The following is a 21284-nucleotide window of genomic DNA, read 5'->3' as shown; positions in this document are numbered from 1 at the left end:
TAAAGACTAAATTATAATATATTCAATAGTTACACTTCACGATGCAAGGTAAAGGGATCATCAAATTTTTTGCAATAGTGCTGGCTTTGCTCAGCTTCTATTATTTTTCGCTAACATGGGTTGTTCAGAAGGTTGAAGGCGACGCCAGCGAGTACGCTAAGGGCAACCCCGAAAAAGAGAAAGCTTACCTCGACTCGGTAGAGCAACTGCCTGTTTACCCTGTTTTAAACCATACTTATCAGTATTGTAAAAGTCATGAATTGGCTTTGGGTTTGGACCTGAAAGGCGGCATGAACGTTACCATGCAGGTATCACTGCGCGAGCTGGTAAAAAAATTAGGCAACAACAATCCTGATGCTGCTTTTAACCAGGCTTTGCTGAATGCAGAGAAAGCACAGGTAAACAGCCAAAAAGATTACATTACCCTTTTTGTTGACGAATATGAAAAGCTTAACCCAAGCGGTAAGCTGGCCACCATCTTCTCAACTCAGGATAATCAGGCTAACCTTAAATTCAACGCCAGCAATGATCAGGTAAAAACTTACCTGCAAGATCAGGCTAATGCTGCCGTTAAACAATCGTACACGGTATTGAATACCCGTATCGATCAGTTTGGCGTTGCTCAGCCTAACATCCAATTGCAACAAGGTACAAACCGTATCCTGATCGAGCTACCGGGTGTAAAAGACCCTGAACGTGTACGCAAGCTTTTACAGGGTACCGCTAAACTGGAGTTCTACAAAACTTTCGATAATCAGGAGGTATACCCTATCCTGACCAATATTGATAAGCTGATTGCGGCCAAAAACAAAACAGCAGCCAAAACTGCCGATACCGCTAAAGCCACTACTACTACTGCTGCTGCTGCTGCTAAAGATACAGCCAAAGGCGATGCCTCGTTATTAGGCAAACTGGGTAAAGGCGCAGGTAAAGACAGCGCCGCTGCCAACAACAAGTTAAAACAGCAAAACGCTAACCCGTTATTCGCAGTGCTTACTCCGGCTGTATACCAGGGCCAAAACGGCATGCAATTGCAGCCTGGTCCTGCGGTTGGTATAGCTCGTTTACAGGATACCGCCAAGGTTAATGATATGCTGAGAAGCGCCGAAGCAAAAAGCGCTACTCCAAGCAATATTAAATTCCTGTGGGATGTTAAGCCACGTACTGATGCTAAAGAAAAAGCATTTACACTATACGCCATCAAACTATCGGGTGCTGAAAACGGCCCTGTATTAACCGGCGACGTGATAACCGACGCGAAAGCTGACGTTGACGAGAAAGGCCGCCCTGATGTTCAAATGATCATGAACTCAAGCGGTGCCCAATCATGGAAAAATATTACTGCCGAAGCGGCCCCATCAAAAGCAGCTATCGCCATAGTCCTTGATGATAACGTATACTCTGCCCCTAACGTGCAAAACGAGATCTCAGGCGGTGTATCATCAATATCAGGTAACTTTACTGTTGAAGATACTAAGGATTTAGCCAACGTGTTAAAAGCAGGTCGTTTGCCTGCCCCTGCACGCATTGTTAACGATGCTGTTGTAGGTCCGTCATTAGGTCAGGAAGCTATCAGTGCCGGTTTATTATCATGTGTGCTTGGCTTTGTGGTAGTATTGGTGTTCATGGTTGTTTACTACAACCGTGCAGGTAGCGTAGCGGTAGTTGCGGTATTGATCAACGTAGTGTTCCTGATGGGTGTATTGATCAGCTTCGGCGCGGTATTAACCCTGCCTGGTATAGCCGGTATCGTGCTAACCCTGGGTATAGCGGTTGATGCCAACGTACTGGTATATGAACGTGTACGTGAGGAGATGGCCTTGGGTAAATCATTAAAACAATCAGTTGCTGATGGTTTTAAACACGCCCTGTCATCAATTCTGGATGCTAACATCAGTACCTTCTTAACAGCTACTATCCTATTGATCTTCGGTTCAGGCCCTATCAAAGGTTTCGCCAGCACGTTGATGATCGGTATCGTAACCTCATTGTTCTGTTCACTATTGATCTCAAGGTTGATATTTGAATGGATGCTTGAAAAAGGCTGGGATGTTAAATTCTCGCACGCATGGAGCGCGCATACCTTTAAAAATGCCAACTTCGCGTTCGTTAAAAACCGTTTCAAATTCTACGCATTCTCAGGTATATTCATCGCGGCAGGTATCGTATCTATCGTAACCCGTGGCTTTAACTACGGTGTGGATTTCCAGGGTGGCCATAACTACATTGTTCAGTTTAAAGATTCAAAGATCGATGCTGAGCAAACCCGTGAGGCTGTTACCAAATACCTGGGTGTTGGTAAGGCTGAGGTTAAAACCTTTGGTGAAGATAAACTGAGCATCACTACCAACTACTTGCTTGAAGATAAATCAGAAGATGCTGACGCTAAGGTTGAAAGCGCTTTAACAAAAGGTTTACAGGAAGTATCGCCAAACTATACCATAGTTGGCCGTACCAAGGTTGACCCTACCATATCAAACGACTTAAAAACTTCGGCTACGCTGACCGTAGTATTCGCTATATTGGTTATCGCGGCATACATCCTGATTAGGTTCCGTAAGTGGCAGTACAGCCTTGGTGCATTGGTTGCTACCGTGCACGATGCCTTGCTGGTAATGTCATTCTTCTCACTGTTTAAGGATGCCCTGCCATTCTCGCTTGATATTGACCAGGCGTTTATCGCGGCTATCCTTACCGTTATTGGTTACTCAATTAACGATACCGTGGTTGTGTTTGACCGTATACGTGAGTACCTGAAATTCCATAACAATAAAGGTGAAACTACCGAGGTAGTTATCAATAACGCAATCAACAGCACTTTAAGCCGTACAATAATTACTTCACTTACGGTACTGTTTGTTTTGATCGTATTGTTTATCTTTGGCGGCGACGTGATCAGAGGGTTCTCTTTCGCCCTGCTTATCGGTATCACATTTGGTACATACTCGTCCATCTGTGTGGCAACACCGGTAATCATCGACTTTGGGAAAAAAGGTCTTAAATAAAATTTGACAAAAATTTAAGAAAGCCCCAAAGAACATTTGGGGCTTTTTTGCTTTATACATACATCAAACTTTTAACATAAATATATACCATAACACATGGATTTCGAAAATTCAAAATTTCCATTAGTAGTAATTGTAGGCGGAGGCTTTGGCGGCATTGAGGTAGCCAAAAAGCTAAAGAACAAGCCGGTTAATGTATTAATGCTCGATAAAAACAACTACCATGGCTTTTGGCCCCTGTTATATCAGGTTGCTATGGGCAGTTTGGAGTGTGAATCCATAGCCTTCTCTATCCGTAAAAAATTTGACGATCAAAAAAACTTCCGCTTCCGTATAGCCGAAGTAAAATCAATAAACAAAGAGGCTAATTACGTTGAAACCAGCATTGGCGATATCAACTACGATTACCTGGTAATTGCTACAGGCTCAACCACCAACTTCTTTGGTAATAAGGATATCGAGCGTTTTGCCATGCCAATGAAAACCATCCCCGAGGCGCTTAACATTCGTTACCTGATATTACAAAATTTGGAGGCCGCTGTATTGCAGCCATCAAAAGAGGCGCGTGAGCCATATCTGAACTTTGTACTGGTAGGCGCGGGCCCAACCGGTGTGGAGCTTGCCGGATCATTAGCCGAGATACGTAACCACATACTGACCAAGGATTACCCTGAGCTGCGCAAAGAGGAAATGAAGGTTTACCTGGTCGACTTTTTGCCGAGGGTATTAGGCCCAATGTCAGCAGAGTCATCAAAAGCGGCCGAAAAATCATTACGCGGTATGGGTGTTGAACTGTTATTAGGCACTAAGGTTGAAAGCTACGATGGCGAGGTGATCAACTTTGAGGGTGGCAAAAGCATCAAAACCAAGAGCGTTATATGGTCGGCCGGTGTAATGGGCCAGGTACCGGCAGGTATTGATAAAGATAACATTGTACGCGGTAACCGCATCAAAACAAACGGCATTAGCCAAATTGAAGGTAGCACCAACATATTCGCCATTGGCGACGTTGCGGCCAGCATTACCGAGGCTACACCTAACGGGCACCCGGGCGTTGCGCAAGTGGCCATGCAGCAAGGTGTTAAGGTTGCCGAAAACATACTGAATATTATTGAAAATAAGCCAACCGAGCAGTTCAGCTATTTTGATAAAGGCTCGATGGCGACAATTGGCCGTAACAAAGCCGTTGCCGATATTGGTAAGATAAAAATGAGCGGCTTTTTTGCCTGGATGACCTGGATGTTCATCCACTTAATATCGCTGATGGGTGGCCGTAACCGTTGGGTTGTGTTTATTAACTGGGTTGCCAGCTACGTAAGCTACAACGGCGGTAACAGGCTGATCATCCGTAAATTCATCAAAGAAAAATCGGACGCGCAGCTTAATGCCGTTACCAAAGCCGATCAATAATATTTTACTGATATAGCTAAAACGAGAAAGCTCCTGCACATAAGCGGGAGCTTTCTTTATTTTATTTGCTTTTGATAACCGTCTGTACCTGCCCTATCCAGTCACTATCCGGGTTGAGGTATTGGTCGGGTTTTATGCCGATATCCTCATATTGCAGATAGTTGCCATCATCGCGCATATCGGTAAGGTAGAGGCGGTATTTGCCGCTGGGCATGGTGGCTGTTTTGCCGTAGTTGCTGCCATAGGTTAACATGCCCTTGGTATCGGTACCTAAAACCGTTACGTTTTTTTGCCCCTTCAACTTTAAGGTGAACTGCTCGGCATTGCTTACCGTTGAGTGATTGATGAGTACATATACCTGTGCCTTTTTGCTGTGTTTCATTGCCAGATCGAGGTACTTTTTAGATGCCTTCCATCCACCGCCGCCATTATTGCGCAGATCGACAATGAGGCTGCTACCGGCATTTACCAGGGTTTTAACGCTATCATAAAAACGTTGCGTTTCGGCCAAATCTATATTGCTGGTTCCAAAGCTGCCTAAGCGCAGGTATTGTGTTTTTTCGTCAATGGTTTTAAACTGAAACTTAGGTGTACCGGCAGGTATGCTGATATGGTCGGCTTCGGCGGGATACTTGTCCCACAGATAATACAGGTTAAGCTTATTGGCGGCAAATTTTATGCGATGATTGTATTGAAATATCTTGTAAGACGGCTCAACGCACACACCCTCAAAGTTATTGGGAGATACCTCGTTAAAAACAGCCAGCAACTGCCCCCGCTGCCATATACGTTGTTTGGATGATAGCACCACAGCCACCAGGCTATCAGGTTTGCTTGTTCTATAAACACCAGCCTTTAAAACATTGGTGAGGTAATATATACCTTCTACCCCGTTTCGTGGCTTGCCGGTCAGGGCTTGCTCCAATGAGTCAACATTTACATTGCTTTTGGGGAAGTTTTTAAATGCGTCGGAATTTACGTAAGTACTTACGTAAGTGCTATCGGATAATTTTGTATGATCCAGTTTTGTATCACCCCACTCATAAAAACCCAAATGATTATCCCTTAACGTTTGTACAAGCCGCGTAAGCAAGTAAAACTCCTGCAACTGTGTTGTGGGCTGCTGAGTGCGCAAATTTTGATACAGAGCCTCATATCGTGTTTTAGCGTCGCCCTTTATTTGATCCTTGTAGGATGGAGTGCTTTTAAGTGTTGAATAAACCCCGTCGAGGTCGGCCTGATAGGTTGATGAGGTTTGAGCCGCCGCGCCAAACGAGCACAGCGATGCCAATAAGATTGTGTATAGGTTTTTCATAAGTGATATATCAACAATTGACTATCAGGCCAGCCAATGGATTAACCGGGGCAGCAATTATCGGCTACCCTTGAATACCATTTTGTAATGCTGAATACCTGCCTCCTCAAACTGAGGCCCCTGCGGCTCAAACCCTAACTTGCTGTACAAGCCCATAGCCTGTACCTGCGCGTTCAGGTAAATGTAATCAGCATCAGCAGGCAGATCATCAAGTACGGCTTGCACCATAGCCTGCGCTACGCCCTTGCCCCTGAATTGCTTGAGCACGGCAAAGCGCTCTAGCTTGTAACCGTTCGCGGTTTTGCGCCAGCGCGCTGCGGCGGCAGGTTCGCCGTTAAGCGTACCTAAAAAATGTATCGACTCGTCCTCGTACTCCCACTCAATCTCGGGCGGGCAATTTTGCTCAACCACAAACACCTCGCGCCTGATGGCATGCACCGTATCCAGATCGGCCTGAGTAGTAACCTTAGCTACTTTTATATCATTATTCATCGTCAGCAAAAATAAATATTATGGCTTACCGGTAAAGGCATCCATAATTTTCATCAGCGTAACAGCCTCCTCAATGGTGCAGGGGTTGCTTGTTTCGCCGTTAAAATACCGCACAATATCGGCAATCATGGGTTGTTGTATATGCTCGGGGTGTACAAATTCTTCGGTATGATGCTCCCTGTCGCTATGCCATTTTATGTAATTGCCAAAGCAGGCAAACGTGATACGGCCACGGGTGCCCACAATCTCAATGCTATCAATCTGTTCGTCATCGCCCACATTAAAACTCCACGAGCCATTGAACACAATATTGTTTTTGAACAGGATTGTGCCGCACACATGATCATCAGCCGGGGTGGTGCCTGCCTGGTTAAGCGAGTAGCCCGAATATTGAGCAGGCTCGCCAAAGTAATACAACATCAGATCGAGCTGGTGAGGTGCCAGGTCGTGGAAATATCCCCCGCCCGAAAGTTCGGGGTTAACACGCCAGTTATCGGTTACTTTGGCTACTAACGCGGGCTTGCGACTTTGCCACATGCGTAACTGCACGGTGCGCACATCACCCACCACGCCATCATCAAGCAATTGCTTGATCCTTAAAAACAACGGCACACGGCGGCGATAGTGAGCAACCACCAATTTACCTCCGGCAGCCTTTGCAGCAGCGGCCATAGCCTCGGCTTCGGCGGCGTTAAGGGTAACGGGCTTTTCTACATACACATAGCGGCCTTTTTTAAGCGCATCCAGCGCATAAGGCAGGTGCGATGATGGTGGCGTGGCAATATATATCGCGTTCAGTTCAGCATCGTTTAAAAGCTCAGCGGCATCGCTGTACCATTTGGGTACACCATGCCTGCGGGCATAATCCTCAGCCCTGGCGGCATCGCGGCGCATAACGGCGGCCAACCTGCTGCCCGGCACCTTGTTAAACGCCGGACCACTCTTTTTCTCAGTAACATCGCCGCAGCCTATAATTCCCCAAACTATGGTTTCCATATAGCCAAATATAATTGTTGCGGCGTGGTTTATGGTATGTTAGCCCTAATCTTTTCGGCCTTTAATTGCTCACCGGCTTCCTGTAACCGGGCACGCTCCGCTTCGGGCAATTCAGGGAATTTAAGGTTGAGCTGGCTCAATGTATCAAGCACTATGGTTGATATGGCAATGCGGGTGAACCATTTTTTATCGGCAGGCAGCACATACCAGGGGCTGTCATCGGTAGCGGTTTCGGCTATGGCCTTTTCGTAAGCCTTCATGTAATCATCCCAATACTGGCGCTCGTGCACATCAGCCTGCGAGAATTTCCAGTTTTTAGCCGGGTCGTCAATGCGTTTTAAAAAGCGTTCCTTTTGCTCCTTTTTCGATAGGTTTAAAAAGAATTTGATCACCACTGTACCATTGGCAGCCAAATGCTTCTCGAAATTACGGATGCTTTGATAGCGTTTTTTCCAGAAATCATCGTCAATATCCTTCACGCTGTTGATGCCGGGCAAATTCTCCTTCAATATATATTCGGGATGTACCTTGGTGATCAGCACATTCTCGTAGTGCGAGCGGTTATGTATACCTATGCGACCACGCTCGGGCAGGGCACGGTAATGTCGCCATAAAAAATCATGATCCAACTCCTCGGTACTGGGCTGCTTAAAGCTGTACACCTGGCAGCCCTGCGGGTTAATGCCCGACATGGTATGCGCTATGGCACCATCCTTACCGGCAGCATCCATAGCCTGAAAAATGATGAGTAACGATTGTTTATTGGCCGCGTAAAGCTCGGTTTGCAGTAGTGCAATTTGCGATTTCAGATCGCTCAGCACGCCATCGGCATCGGCTTTAACGTAATCGCCGGTATTATCGGTACTGTAATCGGCCAGTTTGAATTTACTGCCATCGGTAACTTTAAAAAGCTCGGTTATTTTTTTCATAGATGATGTTTAAGCTAATATAATGATGGTTTGTTAGATAAGGTTTTAAAATACTGCGCTACCGGGCATTTTAAGGCTTACTGTAATTAGCTTACCTTTGCGCCAAAAAAGTTTTGTACTCAAGGGAAGAAGCATCACAAATAAGGCAGGCATTCTGGACGGCATTTGGTAAGTATATGTCGCCCCAGCTATCGGCAGATGGGTTAAAGGTGAACTGGATAAACTATAAAACAGGCATACGTAACCTGTTTTTTAAGATGGATACCGATAATCGCTCGGCCACTATCATGGTTGAATTCGCCCACCCTGATGCTGAGATACGTGAGCTTTTTTACGAGCAATTCCTGCAATTTAAACGCCTGTTTACCGACCAGATGCAGGAGGAATGGGACTGGCAGCCCGACCACATGGATATCTATAGCAAATACACCGTTCGCATAAGTTATACCCTGCACAAGGCCAGTATTTTTAACAGAGATGATTGGCCGGCATTGATATCATTTTTAAAACCACGCATTATTGCCCTGGATGAATTTTGGAGCACCGCGCAATACAGTTTCGAGATATTTAAGTAAGTACTTACGTAACTATTTACGTAAGCGCTTACTTATGTACAATTATTTTTTAGCATTCAGCTCATCTAAAAGCGCGTAGCGTTTGGCGGTATCGTCGGGGTTGGCAACGGTTTGGGCAGATAGTACCTGCACAGGTGGCTTGCCGCTTTTCACCTCGTTCCACACGGGTAAACCGGTGCCGTTAGGGTCGCCGGTTTTAATGAAGTTGGCAAAGTAATCCTGCGTAATTTGCGATGCCTTGTAGTCGGCTGGCGTCCATTTAAAGGTAGTTACCAGGGGCAGGTTACCGAGAGAATATTCAATATCTGATGCATGCGGCGCGCCAACTAATACTTGGGTTGTGTCCGGTCGTTTTTGCGAAAACAGGTAGCGGTACACATTCTTTTTGCTTGACTTGCTGTGCATATCCACAATTTTCCAGGTGGAGTAAGCGATAAACCTGTCGGATGCCAGTTCGGTAGCGGCTTTTATCACCTCATCATCCGTAGTGGCCGGATAGGCTTCAAGCATACGGGGCGCGTTACCCTCGTACAAAGTTTGTATGGCATCCTTATAAACAGACAATGTAGGCGGATGGTTACCCAATAAGCCCTGGAAACCCACTTCGGCAGATGTCCAACCGGCCATTAGCGCGACGTCCATTTGTTTGCCTGTGGTAAAGGTATTTTCGGGTTTTTCGGTTAAAAAGTAACCATCAATACTATGCGCAAAACGGCCACCGGCTGATAGTTCGAGCAATTTATCGGCAGATAGCTTACGCAGATCGGCCAGGTTAGCGGCCCCCGCGGTGGTAGCGAACTTTACTCCCAACTGCTCGGCCTGATCGTGCGGCATAGGTGTGAGGTTACCTAAAATGGCCCCGCTTTGGCAGATAGCGCCACGGAACAAACCCTTTGACAATGGCGATGCCATTTGCGCGCTAACCGACATGGAACCTGCCGACTCGCCCGCTATAGTTACTTTTGATGGATCGCCGCCGAAAGCCGCGATGTTCTTTTTAACCCACTCTAACGCGGCATGCTGATCAAGCAAGCCATAATTGCCCGAAGCATGGTTTGGCGATTCGGCCGTTAACTCAGGGTGCGCCATAAAGCCAAACACGCCTAAACGGTAATTCACCGTAATGCTTACAATGCCTTTTTTGGCCATGTTCTCACCATCGTAACGCAGTTCAGAACCGTCGCCCGCTACAAAGCCCCCGCCGTAAAAATAGACCAGCACAGGTAGCTTTTCATTGCCTTTTTTGGCGGGAGTCCATACGTTGAGGTACAGGCAATCCTCGCTTTTGCCATCGCTGCGGAACACCATATCGCTGAATATGAACTTTTGCATAGCCTGCGGACCAAATTTATCGGCCTTGCGTACGCCCGTCCAGTTTTTGGGTGATTGCGGGGCTTTCCAACGCAAATCGCCAACCGGTGGCTGCGCGAACGGGATGCCTTTATATGATCGGATGCCGCTGGCTTCGGTAACACCCTCCAGCAAACCGTTGGCGGTTTTAACTTTTGTTTTTTGGGCGATAGCGGGCAGCACACTAATTAATAGCAGCAAAAGGAATACGTTTTTCATGAAGTTTAGAATTGATATACAATGCTATACATTATATCAACAATCTGCAAGTTAAAGGCGGTAAGCTTTTTACGACTGCACAATGCCCGGGTCCATATTTACCGGCGGGAAGCCCCCTACCCGGCCGAAATGGCGCTCGTGCTCAATACCTGCCTCGGGGCCGAACGGGTGCCCGCCAAAACCATTACGCATCATGGCGATGGCCTTGGGCGCTATGTTAGCCGAATCGCGCGAAGCGATCAATTGCATTACCGATTGCGCTATAACAGGTATGGCTACTTCCATGCTCATGGCATCGCTCACCAGCCAGTTCACCTCGCCCGTATCTTCTACGTACGATGGTACGTTGTAGCCCTCCTTTTCATCATACAATTGCTTCATCAGCTCCACCAGCCACGAGCGTACTACCGAGCCGTGGTTCCAGGTATGGAGTATATCGCTCACGTCCAGCTTTTCGCGGTAGCCCGCTAACAGGGCCATGCCCTCGCCAATGGCTTGCAGCATGCCAAACTCAATGCCATTGTGCACCAGCTTAACAAAATGCCCTGAGCCGGAGTTACCGGTGTACGAGTACCCATGCGGCACAGCCAGATCGCGCAGTAAACCTTCTATCTGGCTCACGGCATCCTTATCGCCGCCTACCATAAAACAGGCGCCGTTACGTGCGCCGTTTATGCCGCCGCTGGTACCGCAGTCTATCAGGTGCAGGCCTTCTTCCTTCAGCTTTTCGGCACGGCGAATGCTGTCGCCCCAGTAGGAGTTTCCACCGTCAATAATGATATCGCCCCCATCAAGCAGGGGTTTTAGCTCGGTTATCACACTATCAATAGCCGGGCCGGCGGGTATGTAAATAAATATCTTTCGGGGGCGTTGTAAACCGGCAACAAGGGTGGTAAGCTCATCAACTATTTGCAGGTTTTCCTGCTCGGGTATAAGCGGAACGAATTTATCATAACCCAGTATGGTATATCCTTTTTCGGCAGCTTGCAAAGCAAGGTTAGCACCCATTTTACCCAAGCCTATTATTCCGTATTTATTATTTTCCATAATTTTTGGTGTGCCGACATTGTAGCATCGGCCAATAGTTTAAACAATGAATTTCAGGTACAAATAAACATATCATCACTGATAACATTTGAGCGAATGAATGTGTTATATTAACTCATAAAAGCTTTTAAAAGCATAACCCCGCCAAGCCCAATTATAGCTATAAGCGACTCCATGGCCGACCACGACCGGAAGGTATCTTTCATACTCAAATTAAAATACTCCTTAAACAGCCAAAAGCCCGAATCGTTAACGTGCGAAAAGGCCAGACTGCCCGCGCCTATCGCCAGCACCATCAGGTTAGGATCGGCGTGACTGTGTATAACCAGCGGAGCCACAATACCTGCGGCCGTAAGCCCAGCCACCGTTGCCGACCCCAAACTGGCGCGGATAATGGCGGCTATCAGCCAACCTAATATTAACGGATCTAAGGGTAATTGTTGCAGGGCATGGCCTATCTGTTTATCCACACCGCTATCGGTAAGTACCTGCTTAAACGCGCCCGAGCCACCTATAATGAGCAGGATCAGCGCTACATCCTTAACAGCATCGGTATAAATAGTGTTCAGCTCGCTCATGCTGCGGCCTTGTGCCGTACCTAAAAAATAAGAGGCCACGCCAAGTGTAATAAGCATTACTACGGATGGATCACCGATAAGAGTAAGCCATTTAATGCCGTTGGCAGACAGATTGAACATGGCAGGCAGCACGGCCGTACCCATCAGCAAAAATACGGGCAACAAGGCTATACCGAAGCTACGGAAAGCGCCGGGTAATTTATCGGCAGGTATATCCTCGGGTCTGAAAGTGGCTAAGGGGTTTGATGGAATGCGTTTTAGCGTTTGGGCGAATACCGGTCCGGCTAAAATAATGGTAGGTATGGCGATGATGAGCCCATACATCAGCGTAATACCCATATTGGCATTAAACTGCACCACCAGTGCCGCGGGCGAGGGATGCGGCGGTAAAAAACCATGCGTTACCGATAGCGACGCCAGCATAGGCAAACCAATGAACACCGCCGGAATTTTATACTTATATACTACCGAAAATATAAGCGGCACCATCAGCACAAAGCCGATACCGTAAAACAGCGGGATGCCTATAATAAAGCCCGTAGCTACCAGCGCCCATTGTATATACTTTGTGCCCACCGCGTTTACCAGTACCGATGCTATTTTTTGCGCCGCCCCGCTAACAGCCACCAGTTTGCCCAGCATCGCCCCCAGGCAAATAATAACAGCTAATGAGCCAAGGGTATCGCCCAAGCCTTTTTGTACGGACGAGAGCAAATTCATGACCGGTATTTGCAGCAGCAAACCCGCCACTATTGATACAATGAGGAAGGCTATAAATGGGTTAAGCTTGAACCAGCTTACCAAAACAATAAGCAGTATAATGCATAATAAAACTACAAGCATGGGCAGGTTATAGTTGAGTATTAAGTAAATAATTGATTGCGGTTGCCACTAAAGTAGCATTTTAGGCAGGCAAAAAAACGGCTTTTACAAACTTGAATAAAAACCGCACTATTTTGTTAATATACCACACAGCGGGTTAGTTAATTTAGTACACCAATTTTGCTAAACCGTTATAACACCGTGTATTATATTTTGTATTATATTGACAGTGAATATTTCTTTACTATATTAGAATAACCATTTATAATACAAAACCAATACTGTTTTACCTGTTACGACAAACCTGTACAACTAACCATTGTGTAGCATGTTAGCGCTATTGTTACTGTTGTAATATACCCAACAATGCCCTTACATTAACCTGCTGTGTAACATGTTGACCTAAAACCAAAACCCTGAGTTATGAAAGCTATCCTTAAAAAAGCCACGCCAACGCCCGACCACTCCTTTAATATACACAAGGATGTAGGCGAAGCCATGCTGAGCTCGTGGCACTATCACCCGGAGATAGAGTTGCTGCTGATAAAGCGCAGCTCGGGTACCTGTTTAATTGGCGACCATGTAGGCCCGTTTAAAAATGGCGATACCTTTTTATTTGGATCAAACCTGCCCCACACCTTCAGGCACGAGCGCAAGTATATGCAGCGTACGGATGAACGGATAGGCGAATCGGTAGTGGTACTGTTTCAGCAGGAATTATGGGGCAACCATTTGCTCAGTTTACCGGAACTTAAAAATATTACCCGCTTGCTGGAACATGCCAAACTTGGCCTGCGTATTCATGGTGAAACCCGCAAAAAGGTAGCACGTGTAATAGATGATATGCTGAACGAAGCGCCGGGGAAACGCATTGTACACTTACTTACCGTGCTGGAACTCATCGCCTCGGCGCAGGAGTACTCTACCATATCAAGTAACGGCTTTAACCATGAGGCCAATAACATCGATAAATCGCGCATCAATAAGATATTTGAGTATACATTCAATAACTTTCAAAACAAGATAACCATTGAGGAGGTGGCCGACCTGATAGCGATGGGTAAGCATTCGTTTTGCCGTTACTTTAAATCAAAAACCAAGAAAACCTATTTCGATTTTTTGATAGAGGTGCGCATAGGCCATGCCTGCCGCCTGCTGGCCGAGCAGGATTTGAATGTGGCCGAAATTGGTTATGCCTGCGGTTATAACAACATATCGCACTTTTACCATCAGTTTAAGGCGGTAACCAATAAGCACCCGCTGGAGTACCGGGCCAATTACATCCATATTGAGCATGTGGCTTAAACATATATCAAAGCATGAATAAAACCTTACTACTTCTACTTATAGCGATAATACTTTGGTTGCCCGGCCGGGCACAACAGCAACCCGGCTGGTGGAAACGTAATAACTTAAGGGCCATACAAACCAACCTGCCCGATTACGAGGCCGCAACCCTCAACCCCGACTCGCTGGTTGCTGACCTGGTGAAGTTTTCGGCCAATACGCTTATCATCAACGCGGGTGGCATTATGGCATTTTATCCAACCAAATTGCCTTACCAGTACCAAAACCCGTATGTAAAACGCGATTTTTTGAAGGATGTGGTGGCCAAATGCCATAAGCAGGGTATTAAGGTTATTGTTCGGTTTGATTTTAGTCGTGTACACGAGAGTATTTACAAAGCCCATCCCGATTGGTGCTATATATCGCCAAAAGGTGAGCGGATGACCAACCCGGGCATGTATACCGTATCCATCAACGGGCCGTATGTGCAGCAGTGCGCCTTTGGTATTGTTACCGAGGTAATGGACAACTACCCTATCGACGGTATATTTTTGAACATGCCCGGCTACCAAACAAATAACACCTACGAGGGCCGCTACATGGGCATCGACCAAAACGAATATGATAAAAAACGTTTTGCCGAGTTTAGCGGCGGCAAGGCGTTACCACTTGAGGAAAATAAGACCGACACCCTGTATCAACAATACCTTAAATTCAAAAAGTTCACGCTGGATGATTGGGCTAAGCGGCTATACACCCTTGTAAAAGGCAAAAACCCGCAGACGGCCATTTGTACTTATACCGATCAGTATGTAGACATTATTCGCCACGAAACACAGGCTGTACCCTCGTTACCCTTGTGGCCTTACAGCGCGGCCGATAATGTGAATAATGCCGGTACTACCTTCCCCGATCATGTAATAAGTAATGCCAGCATTCAGCAGATTTCCTTTCAATCGCGCTATAACGCTATTGAGCCGGAGGAGATTTCTATCCGCCTGTACCAGAATATGGCGCACGGCTCCGGTCTTGACCTTAGCATGATGGGTGATACCCGTGGCTATGAGGACGAACGTAATTATAAGGCGATCAGTAAAATATATGGTTTGCATAAAAAGCACGAGCCTTATTTTGGCAGGTATACATCCATAGCTAAAATAGCTGTGGTAGCGCCCGGTTCATGGCCTAATGGCACACCCGCGCAGGAATATCGGGGAATACAGCAAATATTGCAGGAGGCGCACATACCCTTTGATATCATTGAGGACAATCAACTACAAAACCGTGGCGACAAGCTCAAAAACTACAAGGTAATTATACTGCCCGATATTACCTTTTTAAACGATGGCAGCGTAAAACAATTAAAGGCCGCCATTGCCAATGGCACCAACATTATAGCCACCAACATAGCCTTGAATGATAATGCCGCTTTGTTAACTGAACTATTCGGCGCAAAATTAAAGAGCCTTAGTACTGATGCGGCAGGTAATTATATGGTACCCGAGGACAGGGCTATCTTTAAAAATTTCAAGGGACAGACCATGCTTTTTATGAAGTACAACCTGGCTTTGTATGATCTGTCGGGCGCGGATAAAACCGGCCTGCCGCTGCTGGCGAAAGGCCGTACCGGTCCGCCGGAGATTATTGGCGGGCACGATATTACCGGCGATAAAATGCTGGCTATTAAACAGCATGGCAATGCTAAAGCGGTATTGATGTCTTTTAATGTTGGGCGCTTGTATTACAATAACGGCTATCAGGAACATAAGCAACTATTGCTTGATATGCTGAACAACATTTATCCTGATGCCGAAAAGCAGCTCATTACCAACGCGCATGCCAAGGTTGAAACAGTATTACAGCTATACGCTAAAAATACAGCGACAAATAAAAGCGATAATGATGGCATGATATTACATCTTATTAACCTTACAGGTGTAAGTTCAACCAGCTACCTGCCTGCGCTGCCGGTGTACAACATCAGCTTAAAAATAAAAAGCGGGTATAAACCCGCTCGTGTAACCGACCTGCTGAGTGGCAGGCCGGTTAAATTTACTTATGCCGATGGCTATGTAACTTTTACTGCCGACCGGTTGGATGATTATAAAATTATGCTAATTGACCGTTAGGCGCTTCCTGCGCGGCGGCTTCGGCGGCAATATCCTCCGGTGGTATTTTGCCGTGCCACCAGGTAGCTAATGATGAGCCGGTAATGTTCATCATCGGGCCAAATATGGCAGGTGCCAAACCTATAGTTGCCAGGCCGCCCATCAGCAAGGCAAGTCCGGAGGCTAAACCACCGTTTTGCATACCTACTTCTAATGATATGGTACGGCAATCCTTTTCGGCAAAGCCCATTAATCGGCCCAGCCAGTAACCTAATGTATAGCCCGATACGTTGTGGATAAATACCGCCACTATCAGCATCAAGCCTACATTCAGTAAACTTTGATGCCCTGCCGAGGTAATAACCACGATGATCAAACCGATACCGATCATGGAGATCAGTGGCATAATACTATCAAGCCATTTAACCTTGCCACGCACCAGGGCATGGAATAAGGCACCGGCAATGATAGGTAATAGTACCACTTTGGTAGTATCCCAAGCCATATCTAAAAAATCAACCTCAACCAATCTGCCTGCCAACAAGCGCATTAACAGCGGTGTAAATACAGGAGCCAGTAATGTTGATACGGTTGTAATAGCGATAGATAGCGCCAGGTTAGCCCTCGCCAGATACGACATTACGTTGGATGCCAAACCGCTTGGACAGCAACCTACCAATATAATACCGGCAGCAATTTCGGGCGGAAAGTTAAAGGTATTGGCCAGCAGATAGCCTACCAACGGCATCACCGTATAATGGCATATTACGCCAATAATGATGGTTTTGGGTTGCTTTAACACCAGGGCAAGCTCCTTCATGCTCAACTCGCTGCCCATGCCGAACATGATGATCTGCAACAGCGGAACAATCAGGCGCGACAATTTAAAATCGCCAACCTGTACAAAATACTGCGGGTAATACATGGCCAAACTCACCGCCGCGAATATCATGATGGTGAACGAGAAGCCCTTGAGCTTTGGGTGCTGCCTGAAGGCCATGGCAAGGGTGATGAACAAGATCATCAGTAACCAGCCGCCCCATTGCGGATGACCGGTTACTGATACAATAATAAAACTCAATAAACTGAGTGCTGAGAAAGCATAATAAACTTTAGCTGGTACCATAAGTTTTGTTTAAAATTGATTAATTAACTCCACAATCTATCCCACGATCGTTTCTCATCCCACTCCTTGGTAGGCACAAACCATGATTTATCTTTCGGGTCGAGGTGTTGTTTAAGCACCTCCTCATTAAGCTCAATGCCCAGCCCCGGCGAATCGGGTACCAAAGCAAATCCTTTTTCGATCAACGGCTTTTTGTCTACCGTTTTCACGTAGCTTTCCCAATAAGGCAAATCAATATTGTGATGCTCAAGCGCCAAAACATTCTGCGTAGCGGCAGCGCAATGCACATTGGCCATAAAGGCCACCGGTGTACCGGCAAAGTGCATAGCCATGGCAACGCCATGTTCTTCCGCGTAATCGCCTATCTTCTTGGTTTCGAGCAACCCACCCGACGATGAAAGGTCAGGGTGGATGATATCAACCGCGTGATTGTCGACCAATTTAATGAATTCTTCTTTAAGATAGATATCTTCACCTGTAACTGTTGGTGTTTCAATAGCGGTGGTTATCTCTTTCCACTGCTGGGTGAACTCCCAGGGCACCATATCTTCCATCCAGGCCAGGCGGTATGGTTCCAGCTTTTTGGCCAGCCTGATGGAGTTATTGATATCAAAATGCCCAAAATGGTCTGACGATAGCGGGACATCATACCCCACCGCGCTGCGCACCTTATCAACATATTTGGCTATTTCATCCAAACCCTTCTCGGTTATCTGTATCTGTGTAAAAGGGTGTTTGGTATTACCCAACGACATTGGCTTATCATTCCACTGGCTGCCTTTCCAAAAACCGGAGTTAACAGTGGTACCGGGAATATCCTTGATCAGCTCAATACCCAGGTCCATTTTTAACCAGGTGTAACCTTTGGTCACCAGCCTATCCTTTACTTTGGCGCTAAAAACGGTCATGTCTTCTTCTTCCGGGGTATCGGCATAAAGCCTTACGGTATCACGGTATTTACCGCCAAGCAATTGGTAAGCGGGTACGTTGTAAGCCTTACCCGCCAGATCCCAAAGGGCCATTTCAACCGCGCAAACACCGCCCGCCTGCCTGCCATGAAAACCAAATTGCTTAATGGCCTTGAACACCATCTCCACACTGCATGGGTTCATGCCTAAAATGCGGCTTTTCAGCAACAAGGCATAGCGTGGGTCGGCACCATCGCGCACCTCGCCCAGGCCATAAATACCCTGGTTAGTTTCAATGCGGATAATGGGGCAGCGGCCTACTGTGGTCATGGGCACGATGTACCGCATATCGGTTATCTTTAGTTCTGATGGGGAGCTGTTGCGGTTAACTTTTGAGGTTGATTGCGCCAGCGTATCCTCGGTTGATGAGAACAACATACCACCCAGCGCTAAACCACCGCCTAATGCCGATTTCTTTAAAAAATCGCGCCGGGCCGAGCCCTTGGTTTCCTCCGGCTTATTTGGCGTAAGTGATTCCCTTGATTGTTTATCTAATTGCTTGCCGTTAGCTAACAGCTTGAGTAATTCGTTTTTCATATCATTATTTAGGTTTGATTTATTACCAGGTACGGTTCTTCATGTAATCGTCGAGTTGTTTGCGGGTCATGGGCAGTTTGCCGGGGTAGCTGTTAAGCCATTTGATGAAATCGTTTTTGATCTCCTCTGTCCATTGGCTGTCAATTTGTCCGGGGGTGTATTTGCCTTCGCGCAGGCGTTGATGGCCGTATTCATCGCGCAGCACAATAAATTCGGCGGTAATAACGGCTTCATCAGCCAGCGAGGCAGGGATAAAAAGTGTACCACCACGCTTGGCCAACACCACATCGCCGGGCAAAACAGTTGCCCGCCCTATGCGGATGGGCACGTTGATACCCGCCAGCATTACCTGTTGCAGGTACGATGGATCGACCGCCTTTATCCAGCCGTTAAAGCCCTTGATCTCATTTAACCCTTCCAGATCGCGCACCGAGCCGTAGAACACCACCCCGCGTTTGGTTTTGGCGTATATGGAGTTGCCCAGGTTATCGCCTATCAGCGTACCATCAACTACCTTGTTAAAGCCATCGGCTACGTATACATCACCATTCTTAAGCACATCAATAGGCCATGAGTTGGTTGGCCCAACACGGCCTTCGGTTTTGCCTTTATCCTTGATCACCTTATCTACATCGGGGCGCAAGGGCATGTACTGGGCTGTTACCGCACGGCCAACCATTACGCTATCGGGGTGCAGTATCATCCAATCGCCCTCAAACTGGTTTTGGTAGCCCTTGCCGCGCAAAAAGCCCCAAACATCCTCAATACCTACATTCTTGAATCGCTCCAGCACATCGTCAGATACCTTTGGCCGGCCATCAGCTGTGCGTTCGCCTTTCCAGTCGGCGGTAAGCAGTTTTATTTGATCGGGTGTGAGGGTTACCTGCTGAGCCTTTAAGTGCAGCGTTGCCAATAGCAACGCTGCAAATATTATCGTCCTTTTCATCATAATGCCGGTGTTATTGTATGTCCCAAAAAACACGTGTAGCTAAATTATCGGGACCGTTATGCGCAATGGCAGCCTGGTAATTGGTAGCATTTACCGTTTGCTCGCGTAGCGGATAGGTAAGCCTGCGGATGAACGCCCCTTGTACCGATGCATCAGCCGTTGGGTATGGGTTTGGTGTTAACACCGGGAAACCACTACGCCTAAAGTTGGCCCAGGCCTCGTTTCCATTCAAAAATGATGATATCCAGTATTGTGTATTGATTTGCTGCAAGGCGGTAGCCGGGTTAAACGGATTGGCCAGCAGGTAAGCATTCTGATCGGCTGTGCTGATGGTTGCCGTAGCATCATACTGCGCAAGCTGATCCATGTGGGCCTTTACAGCATTCTCGTACAAGGTGGCCACGGTACCGGTTGCCCAGCCGCGCTGCACAGCCTCGGCTAACAACAGTGATGTTTGCGAGTAGGTTACATAAAATTCCGGGATATCAATTTTACCCAGCGTACGGCGGTTAACCTGCGAGTAAGCATACCCCGCCCCCAACCTGCCCGGAAAGCCCGGCGCGGTGCTGATGGTCGACTCATTATAACCAAATGGCATCCCTTCCTGATCGGCGGGGTTGGTATTCTCGGTACCTACCGTAGCCAGCGGATTGGCAGGCATAGCATACTTAACCGCTATAACACGCAGGCGCGGGTCTTCAGTATCCTGCAAATACTCCACAAAAGGTGCACCCAGGTAAATATTACCACGCTCGGTAGCCTGAAACCAGCTGCCTGTAGGGCTATTAAAGGTACTATTGAACTGTATAAAAGCATTATCAGCATTTGACTGCATCAGGCCGCCGTTTACCGCTATGGTAACATATTGCTGTGCCTTATTAGCATCCAGCTTGCTGTAACGCATGGCAGCACGCAGCAGCAGTGAGTTGCCCAGCTTTTTCCATTTGGCAATATCGCCTTTATAAAACAGGTCGCCCGCCTCAATGGCTTTTGATGCATCGAGGGCTTTGGTGGCCTCGTTAAGCTCTTTCAGTATATCGGTATAAATATCCTGCTGGTTATCATATTTAGGCAAGTTTATGCCATCAATATAACCCCGGCCAGCCTCGCTGTAAGGCACATCGCCATAGGTATCAACCAGTATCATAAATATATACGCCCTAAAAATGCGGGCCATGTTATACAGGTTGCTACGCAGTGGCTGATCCTTTAACTGATCGAGCACGGTGGTTAGTAACACTACCGGGCCTGTTACCGCGCCACCGGTATTGCTGGTACTGCGGTACAAATAATTAAAGGTGATGCTGGCATTAGGGTCATAACTTACGTTGTGGTTGCCGCCCTCTAACACCCCTGTATTGGGTGTAACCAGTTGCTGCACTATCATGGGTTGATAGTAGTAGTTGGGCAACGCGGCGCTGAATTCGGCATTGGAGAACAGGTAAGCCGGATCAAGATTGGATGGCAATACCGGGTTTACGTTGATCTCCTCAAAATTCTTTTTACAGGCACCAAGCGTTATCATGGTTGCCAGCAGGGTAATAATATATTTCTTTTTCATGATGATTTCG

Annotated in this window: 16 protein-coding genes; 5 read left to right on the top strand and 11 right to left on the bottom strand. The window is 46.9% G+C overall.

The window, feature by feature from the left end; all coding sequences use genetic code 11:
• Positions 1-41: 41 nt before the first annotated feature.
• Complete coding sequence (secDF, locus tag IM792_RS00275; RefSeq protein ID WP_194099680.1) at positions 42-3005, top strand: protein translocase subunit SecDF; 2964 nt, start codon at positions 42-44, stop codon at positions 3003-3005.
• A gap of 96 nt (positions 3006-3101) precedes the next feature.
• Entirely contained in the window at positions 3102-4415 is a 1314-nt protein-coding gene (locus tag IM792_RS00270; RefSeq protein ID WP_194099679.1) for an NAD(P)/FAD-dependent oxidoreductase, read from the top strand.
• A 61-nt stretch (positions 4416-4476) separates the two neighbouring features.
• Here IM792_RS00270 and IM792_RS00265 read toward each other — a convergent pair whose 3' ends face one another.
• The 4 genes from IM792_RS00265 to IM792_RS00250 are packed head-to-tail and all read right to left on the bottom strand — an operon-like array spanning position 4477 to position 8147.
• Positions 4477-5730, bottom strand: a complete 1254-nt coding sequence (locus IM792_RS00265; RefSeq protein WP_194099678.1) for a S41 family peptidase — start codon at positions 5728-5730, stop codon at positions 4477-4479.
• Between the two features lie 57 nt (positions 5731-5787).
• The gene (locus IM792_RS00260; RefSeq protein ID WP_194099677.1) at positions 5788-6222 is read right to left on the bottom strand and encodes a GNAT family N-acetyltransferase; all 435 of its coding nucleotides are present in this window, start codon (positions 6220-6222) and stop codon (positions 5788-5790) included.
• Between the two features lie 18 nt (positions 6223-6240).
• The gene (locus IM792_RS00255; protein WP_194099676.1) at positions 6241-7218 is read right to left on the bottom strand and encodes a Gfo/Idh/MocA family oxidoreductase; all 978 of its coding nucleotides are present in this window, start codon (positions 7216-7218) and stop codon (positions 6241-6243) included.
• A 29-nt stretch (positions 7219-7247) separates the two neighbouring features.
• Positions 7248-8147: a polyphosphate kinase 2 family protein gene (locus tag IM792_RS00250; RefSeq protein WP_194099675.1), complete on the bottom strand. Its 900-nt coding sequence runs from the start codon at positions 8145-8147 to the stop codon at positions 7248-7250.
• Positions 8148-8260: 113 nt separating this feature from the next.
• On the opposite strand from IM792_RS00250, the gene IM792_RS00245 reads away from it, so the two are divergent.
• On the top strand, positions 8261-8722 hold the full coding sequence (locus tag IM792_RS00245) for a DUF4268 domain-containing protein (protein WP_194099674.1): 462 nt from the start codon (positions 8261-8263) through the stop codon (positions 8720-8722).
• Positions 8723-8764: 42 nt separating this feature from the next.
• On the opposite strand, the gene IM792_RS00240 is transcribed toward IM792_RS00245, so the two are convergent.
• From IM792_RS00240 to IM792_RS00230, 3 genes are all read right to left on the bottom strand, one after another.
• Complete coding sequence (locus tag IM792_RS00240) at positions 8765-10291, bottom strand: carboxylesterase family protein (RefSeq protein WP_194099673.1); 1527 nt, start codon at positions 10289-10291, stop codon at positions 8765-8767.
• 69 nt (positions 10292-10360) lie between these two features.
• Positions 10361-11338: a phosphogluconate dehydrogenase (NAD(+)-dependent, decarboxylating) gene (gene gnd / locus IM792_RS00235; protein WP_194099672.1), complete on the bottom strand. Its 978-nt coding sequence runs from the start codon at positions 11336-11338 to the stop codon at positions 10361-10363.
• A gap of 110 nt (positions 11339-11448) precedes the next feature.
• A complete protein-coding gene (locus tag IM792_RS00230) occupies positions 11449-12759 on the bottom strand; it encodes a gluconate:H+ symporter (RefSeq protein ID WP_228084867.1) in 1311 nt (436 codons plus the stop codon).
• 402 nt (positions 12760-13161) lie between these two features.
• Here IM792_RS00230 and IM792_RS00225 point away from each other — a divergent pair, with 402 nt between their 5' ends.
• Complete coding sequence (locus IM792_RS00225; RefSeq protein ID WP_194099671.1) at positions 13162-14043, top strand: AraC family transcriptional regulator; 882 nt, start codon at positions 13162-13164, stop codon at positions 14041-14043.
• Between the two features lie 14 nt (positions 14044-14057).
• A complete protein-coding gene (locus tag IM792_RS00220) occupies positions 14058-16154 on the top strand; it encodes an alpha-amylase family protein (protein WP_194099670.1) in 2097 nt (698 codons plus the stop codon).
• Here IM792_RS00220 and IM792_RS00215 read toward each other — a convergent pair.
• Genes IM792_RS00215 through IM792_RS00200 form a run of 4 tightly spaced genes read right to left on the bottom strand, consistent with a single transcriptional unit; the run spans position 16135 to position 21274 of the window.
• Positions 16135-17259, bottom strand: coding sequence for a bile acid:sodium symporter family protein (locus IM792_RS00215; protein ID WP_194099669.1), 1125 nt, complete (start codon positions 17257-17259; stop codon positions 16135-16137). The genes IM792_RS00220 and IM792_RS00215 overlap by 20 nt on opposite strands.
• Positions 17260-17282: 23 nt before the next feature.
• Positions 17283-18764 carry a mandelate racemase/muconate lactonizing enzyme family protein gene (locus IM792_RS00210; protein ID WP_194099668.1) on the bottom strand — a complete coding sequence of 494 codons (1482 nt, stop codon included), beginning with the start codon at positions 18762-18764 and terminating at the stop codon, positions 17283-17285.
• A gap of 22 nt (positions 18765-18786) precedes the next feature.
• On the bottom strand, positions 18787-19713 hold the full coding sequence (locus IM792_RS00205) for an RraA family protein (RefSeq protein ID WP_194099667.1): 927 nt from the start codon (positions 19711-19713) through the stop codon (positions 18787-18789).
• A gap of 10 nt (positions 19714-19723) precedes the next feature.
• The gene (locus IM792_RS00200; RefSeq protein ID WP_194099666.1) at positions 19724-21274 is read right to left on the bottom strand and encodes a SusD/RagB family nutrient-binding outer membrane lipoprotein; all 1551 of its coding nucleotides are present in this window, start codon (positions 21272-21274) and stop codon (positions 19724-19726) included.
• Positions 21275-21284 lie beyond the last annotated feature (10 nt).

It is taken from the genome of Mucilaginibacter sp. JRF (genome assembly GCF_015223065.1).
Classification (GTDB): Bacteria; Bacteroidota; Bacteroidia; order Sphingobacteriales; family Sphingobacteriaceae; genus Mucilaginibacter.
Note: the sequence above shows the minus strand (reverse complement) of the source record. Positions and strands in the feature narration are given on the sequence as shown.

Bases quoted from the DNA above. Each gene is read 5' to 3' on its own strand.
- IM792_RS00220 (WP_194099670.1), top strand. From the start codon at position 14,058: ATGAATAAAACCTTACTACTTCTACTTATAGCGATAATACTTTGGTTG.
- IM792_RS00255 (WP_194099676.1), bottom strand. From the start codon at position 7,218: ATGGAAACCATAGTTTGGGGAATTATAGGCTGCGGCGATGTTACTGAG.
- IM792_RS00240 (WP_194099673.1), bottom strand. From the start codon at position 10,291: ATGAAAAACGTATTCCTTTTGCTGCTATTAATTAGTGTGCTGCCCGCT.
- IM792_RS00215 (WP_194099669.1), bottom strand. From the start codon at position 17,259: ATGGTACCAGCTAAAGTTTATTATGCTTTCTCAGCACTCAGTTTATTG.
- IM792_RS00270 (WP_194099679.1), top strand. From the start codon at position 3,102: ATGGATTTCGAAAATTCAAAATTTCCATTAGTAGTAATTGTAGGCGGA.
- secDF (WP_194099680.1), top strand. From the start codon at position 42: ATGCAAGGTAAAGGGATCATCAAATTTTTTGCAATAGTGCTGGCTTTG.
- IM792_RS00250 (WP_194099675.1), bottom strand. From the start codon at position 8,147: ATGAAAAAAATAACCGAGCTTTTTAAAGTTACCGATGGCAGTAAATTC.
- IM792_RS00205 (WP_194099667.1), bottom strand. From the start codon at position 19,713: ATGATGAAAAGGACGATAATATTTGCAGCGTTGCTATTGGCAACGCTG.
- IM792_RS00200 (WP_194099666.1), bottom strand. From the start codon at position 21,274: ATGAAAAAGAAATATATTATTACCCTGCTGGCAACCATGATAACGCTT.
- IM792_RS00265 (WP_194099678.1), bottom strand. From the start codon at position 5,730: ATGAAAAACCTATACACAATCTTATTGGCATCGCTGTGCTCGTTTGGC.
- IM792_RS00210 (WP_194099668.1), bottom strand. From the start codon at position 18,764: ATGAAAAACGAATTACTCAAGCTGTTAGCTAACGGCAAGCAATTAGAT.
- IM792_RS00225 (WP_194099671.1), top strand. From the start codon at position 13,162: ATGAAAGCTATCCTTAAAAAAGCCACGCCAACGCCCGACCACTCCTTT.
- IM792_RS00230 (WP_228084867.1), bottom strand. From the start codon at position 12,759: ATGCTTGTAGTTTTATTATGCATTATACTGCTTATTGTTTTGGTAAGC.
- gnd (WP_194099672.1), bottom strand. From the start codon at position 11,338: ATGGAAAATAATAAATACGGAATAATAGGCTTGGGTAAAATGGGTGCT.
- IM792_RS00260 (WP_194099677.1), bottom strand. From the start codon at position 6,222: ATGAATAATGATATAAAAGTAGCTAAGGTTACTACTCAGGCCGATCTG.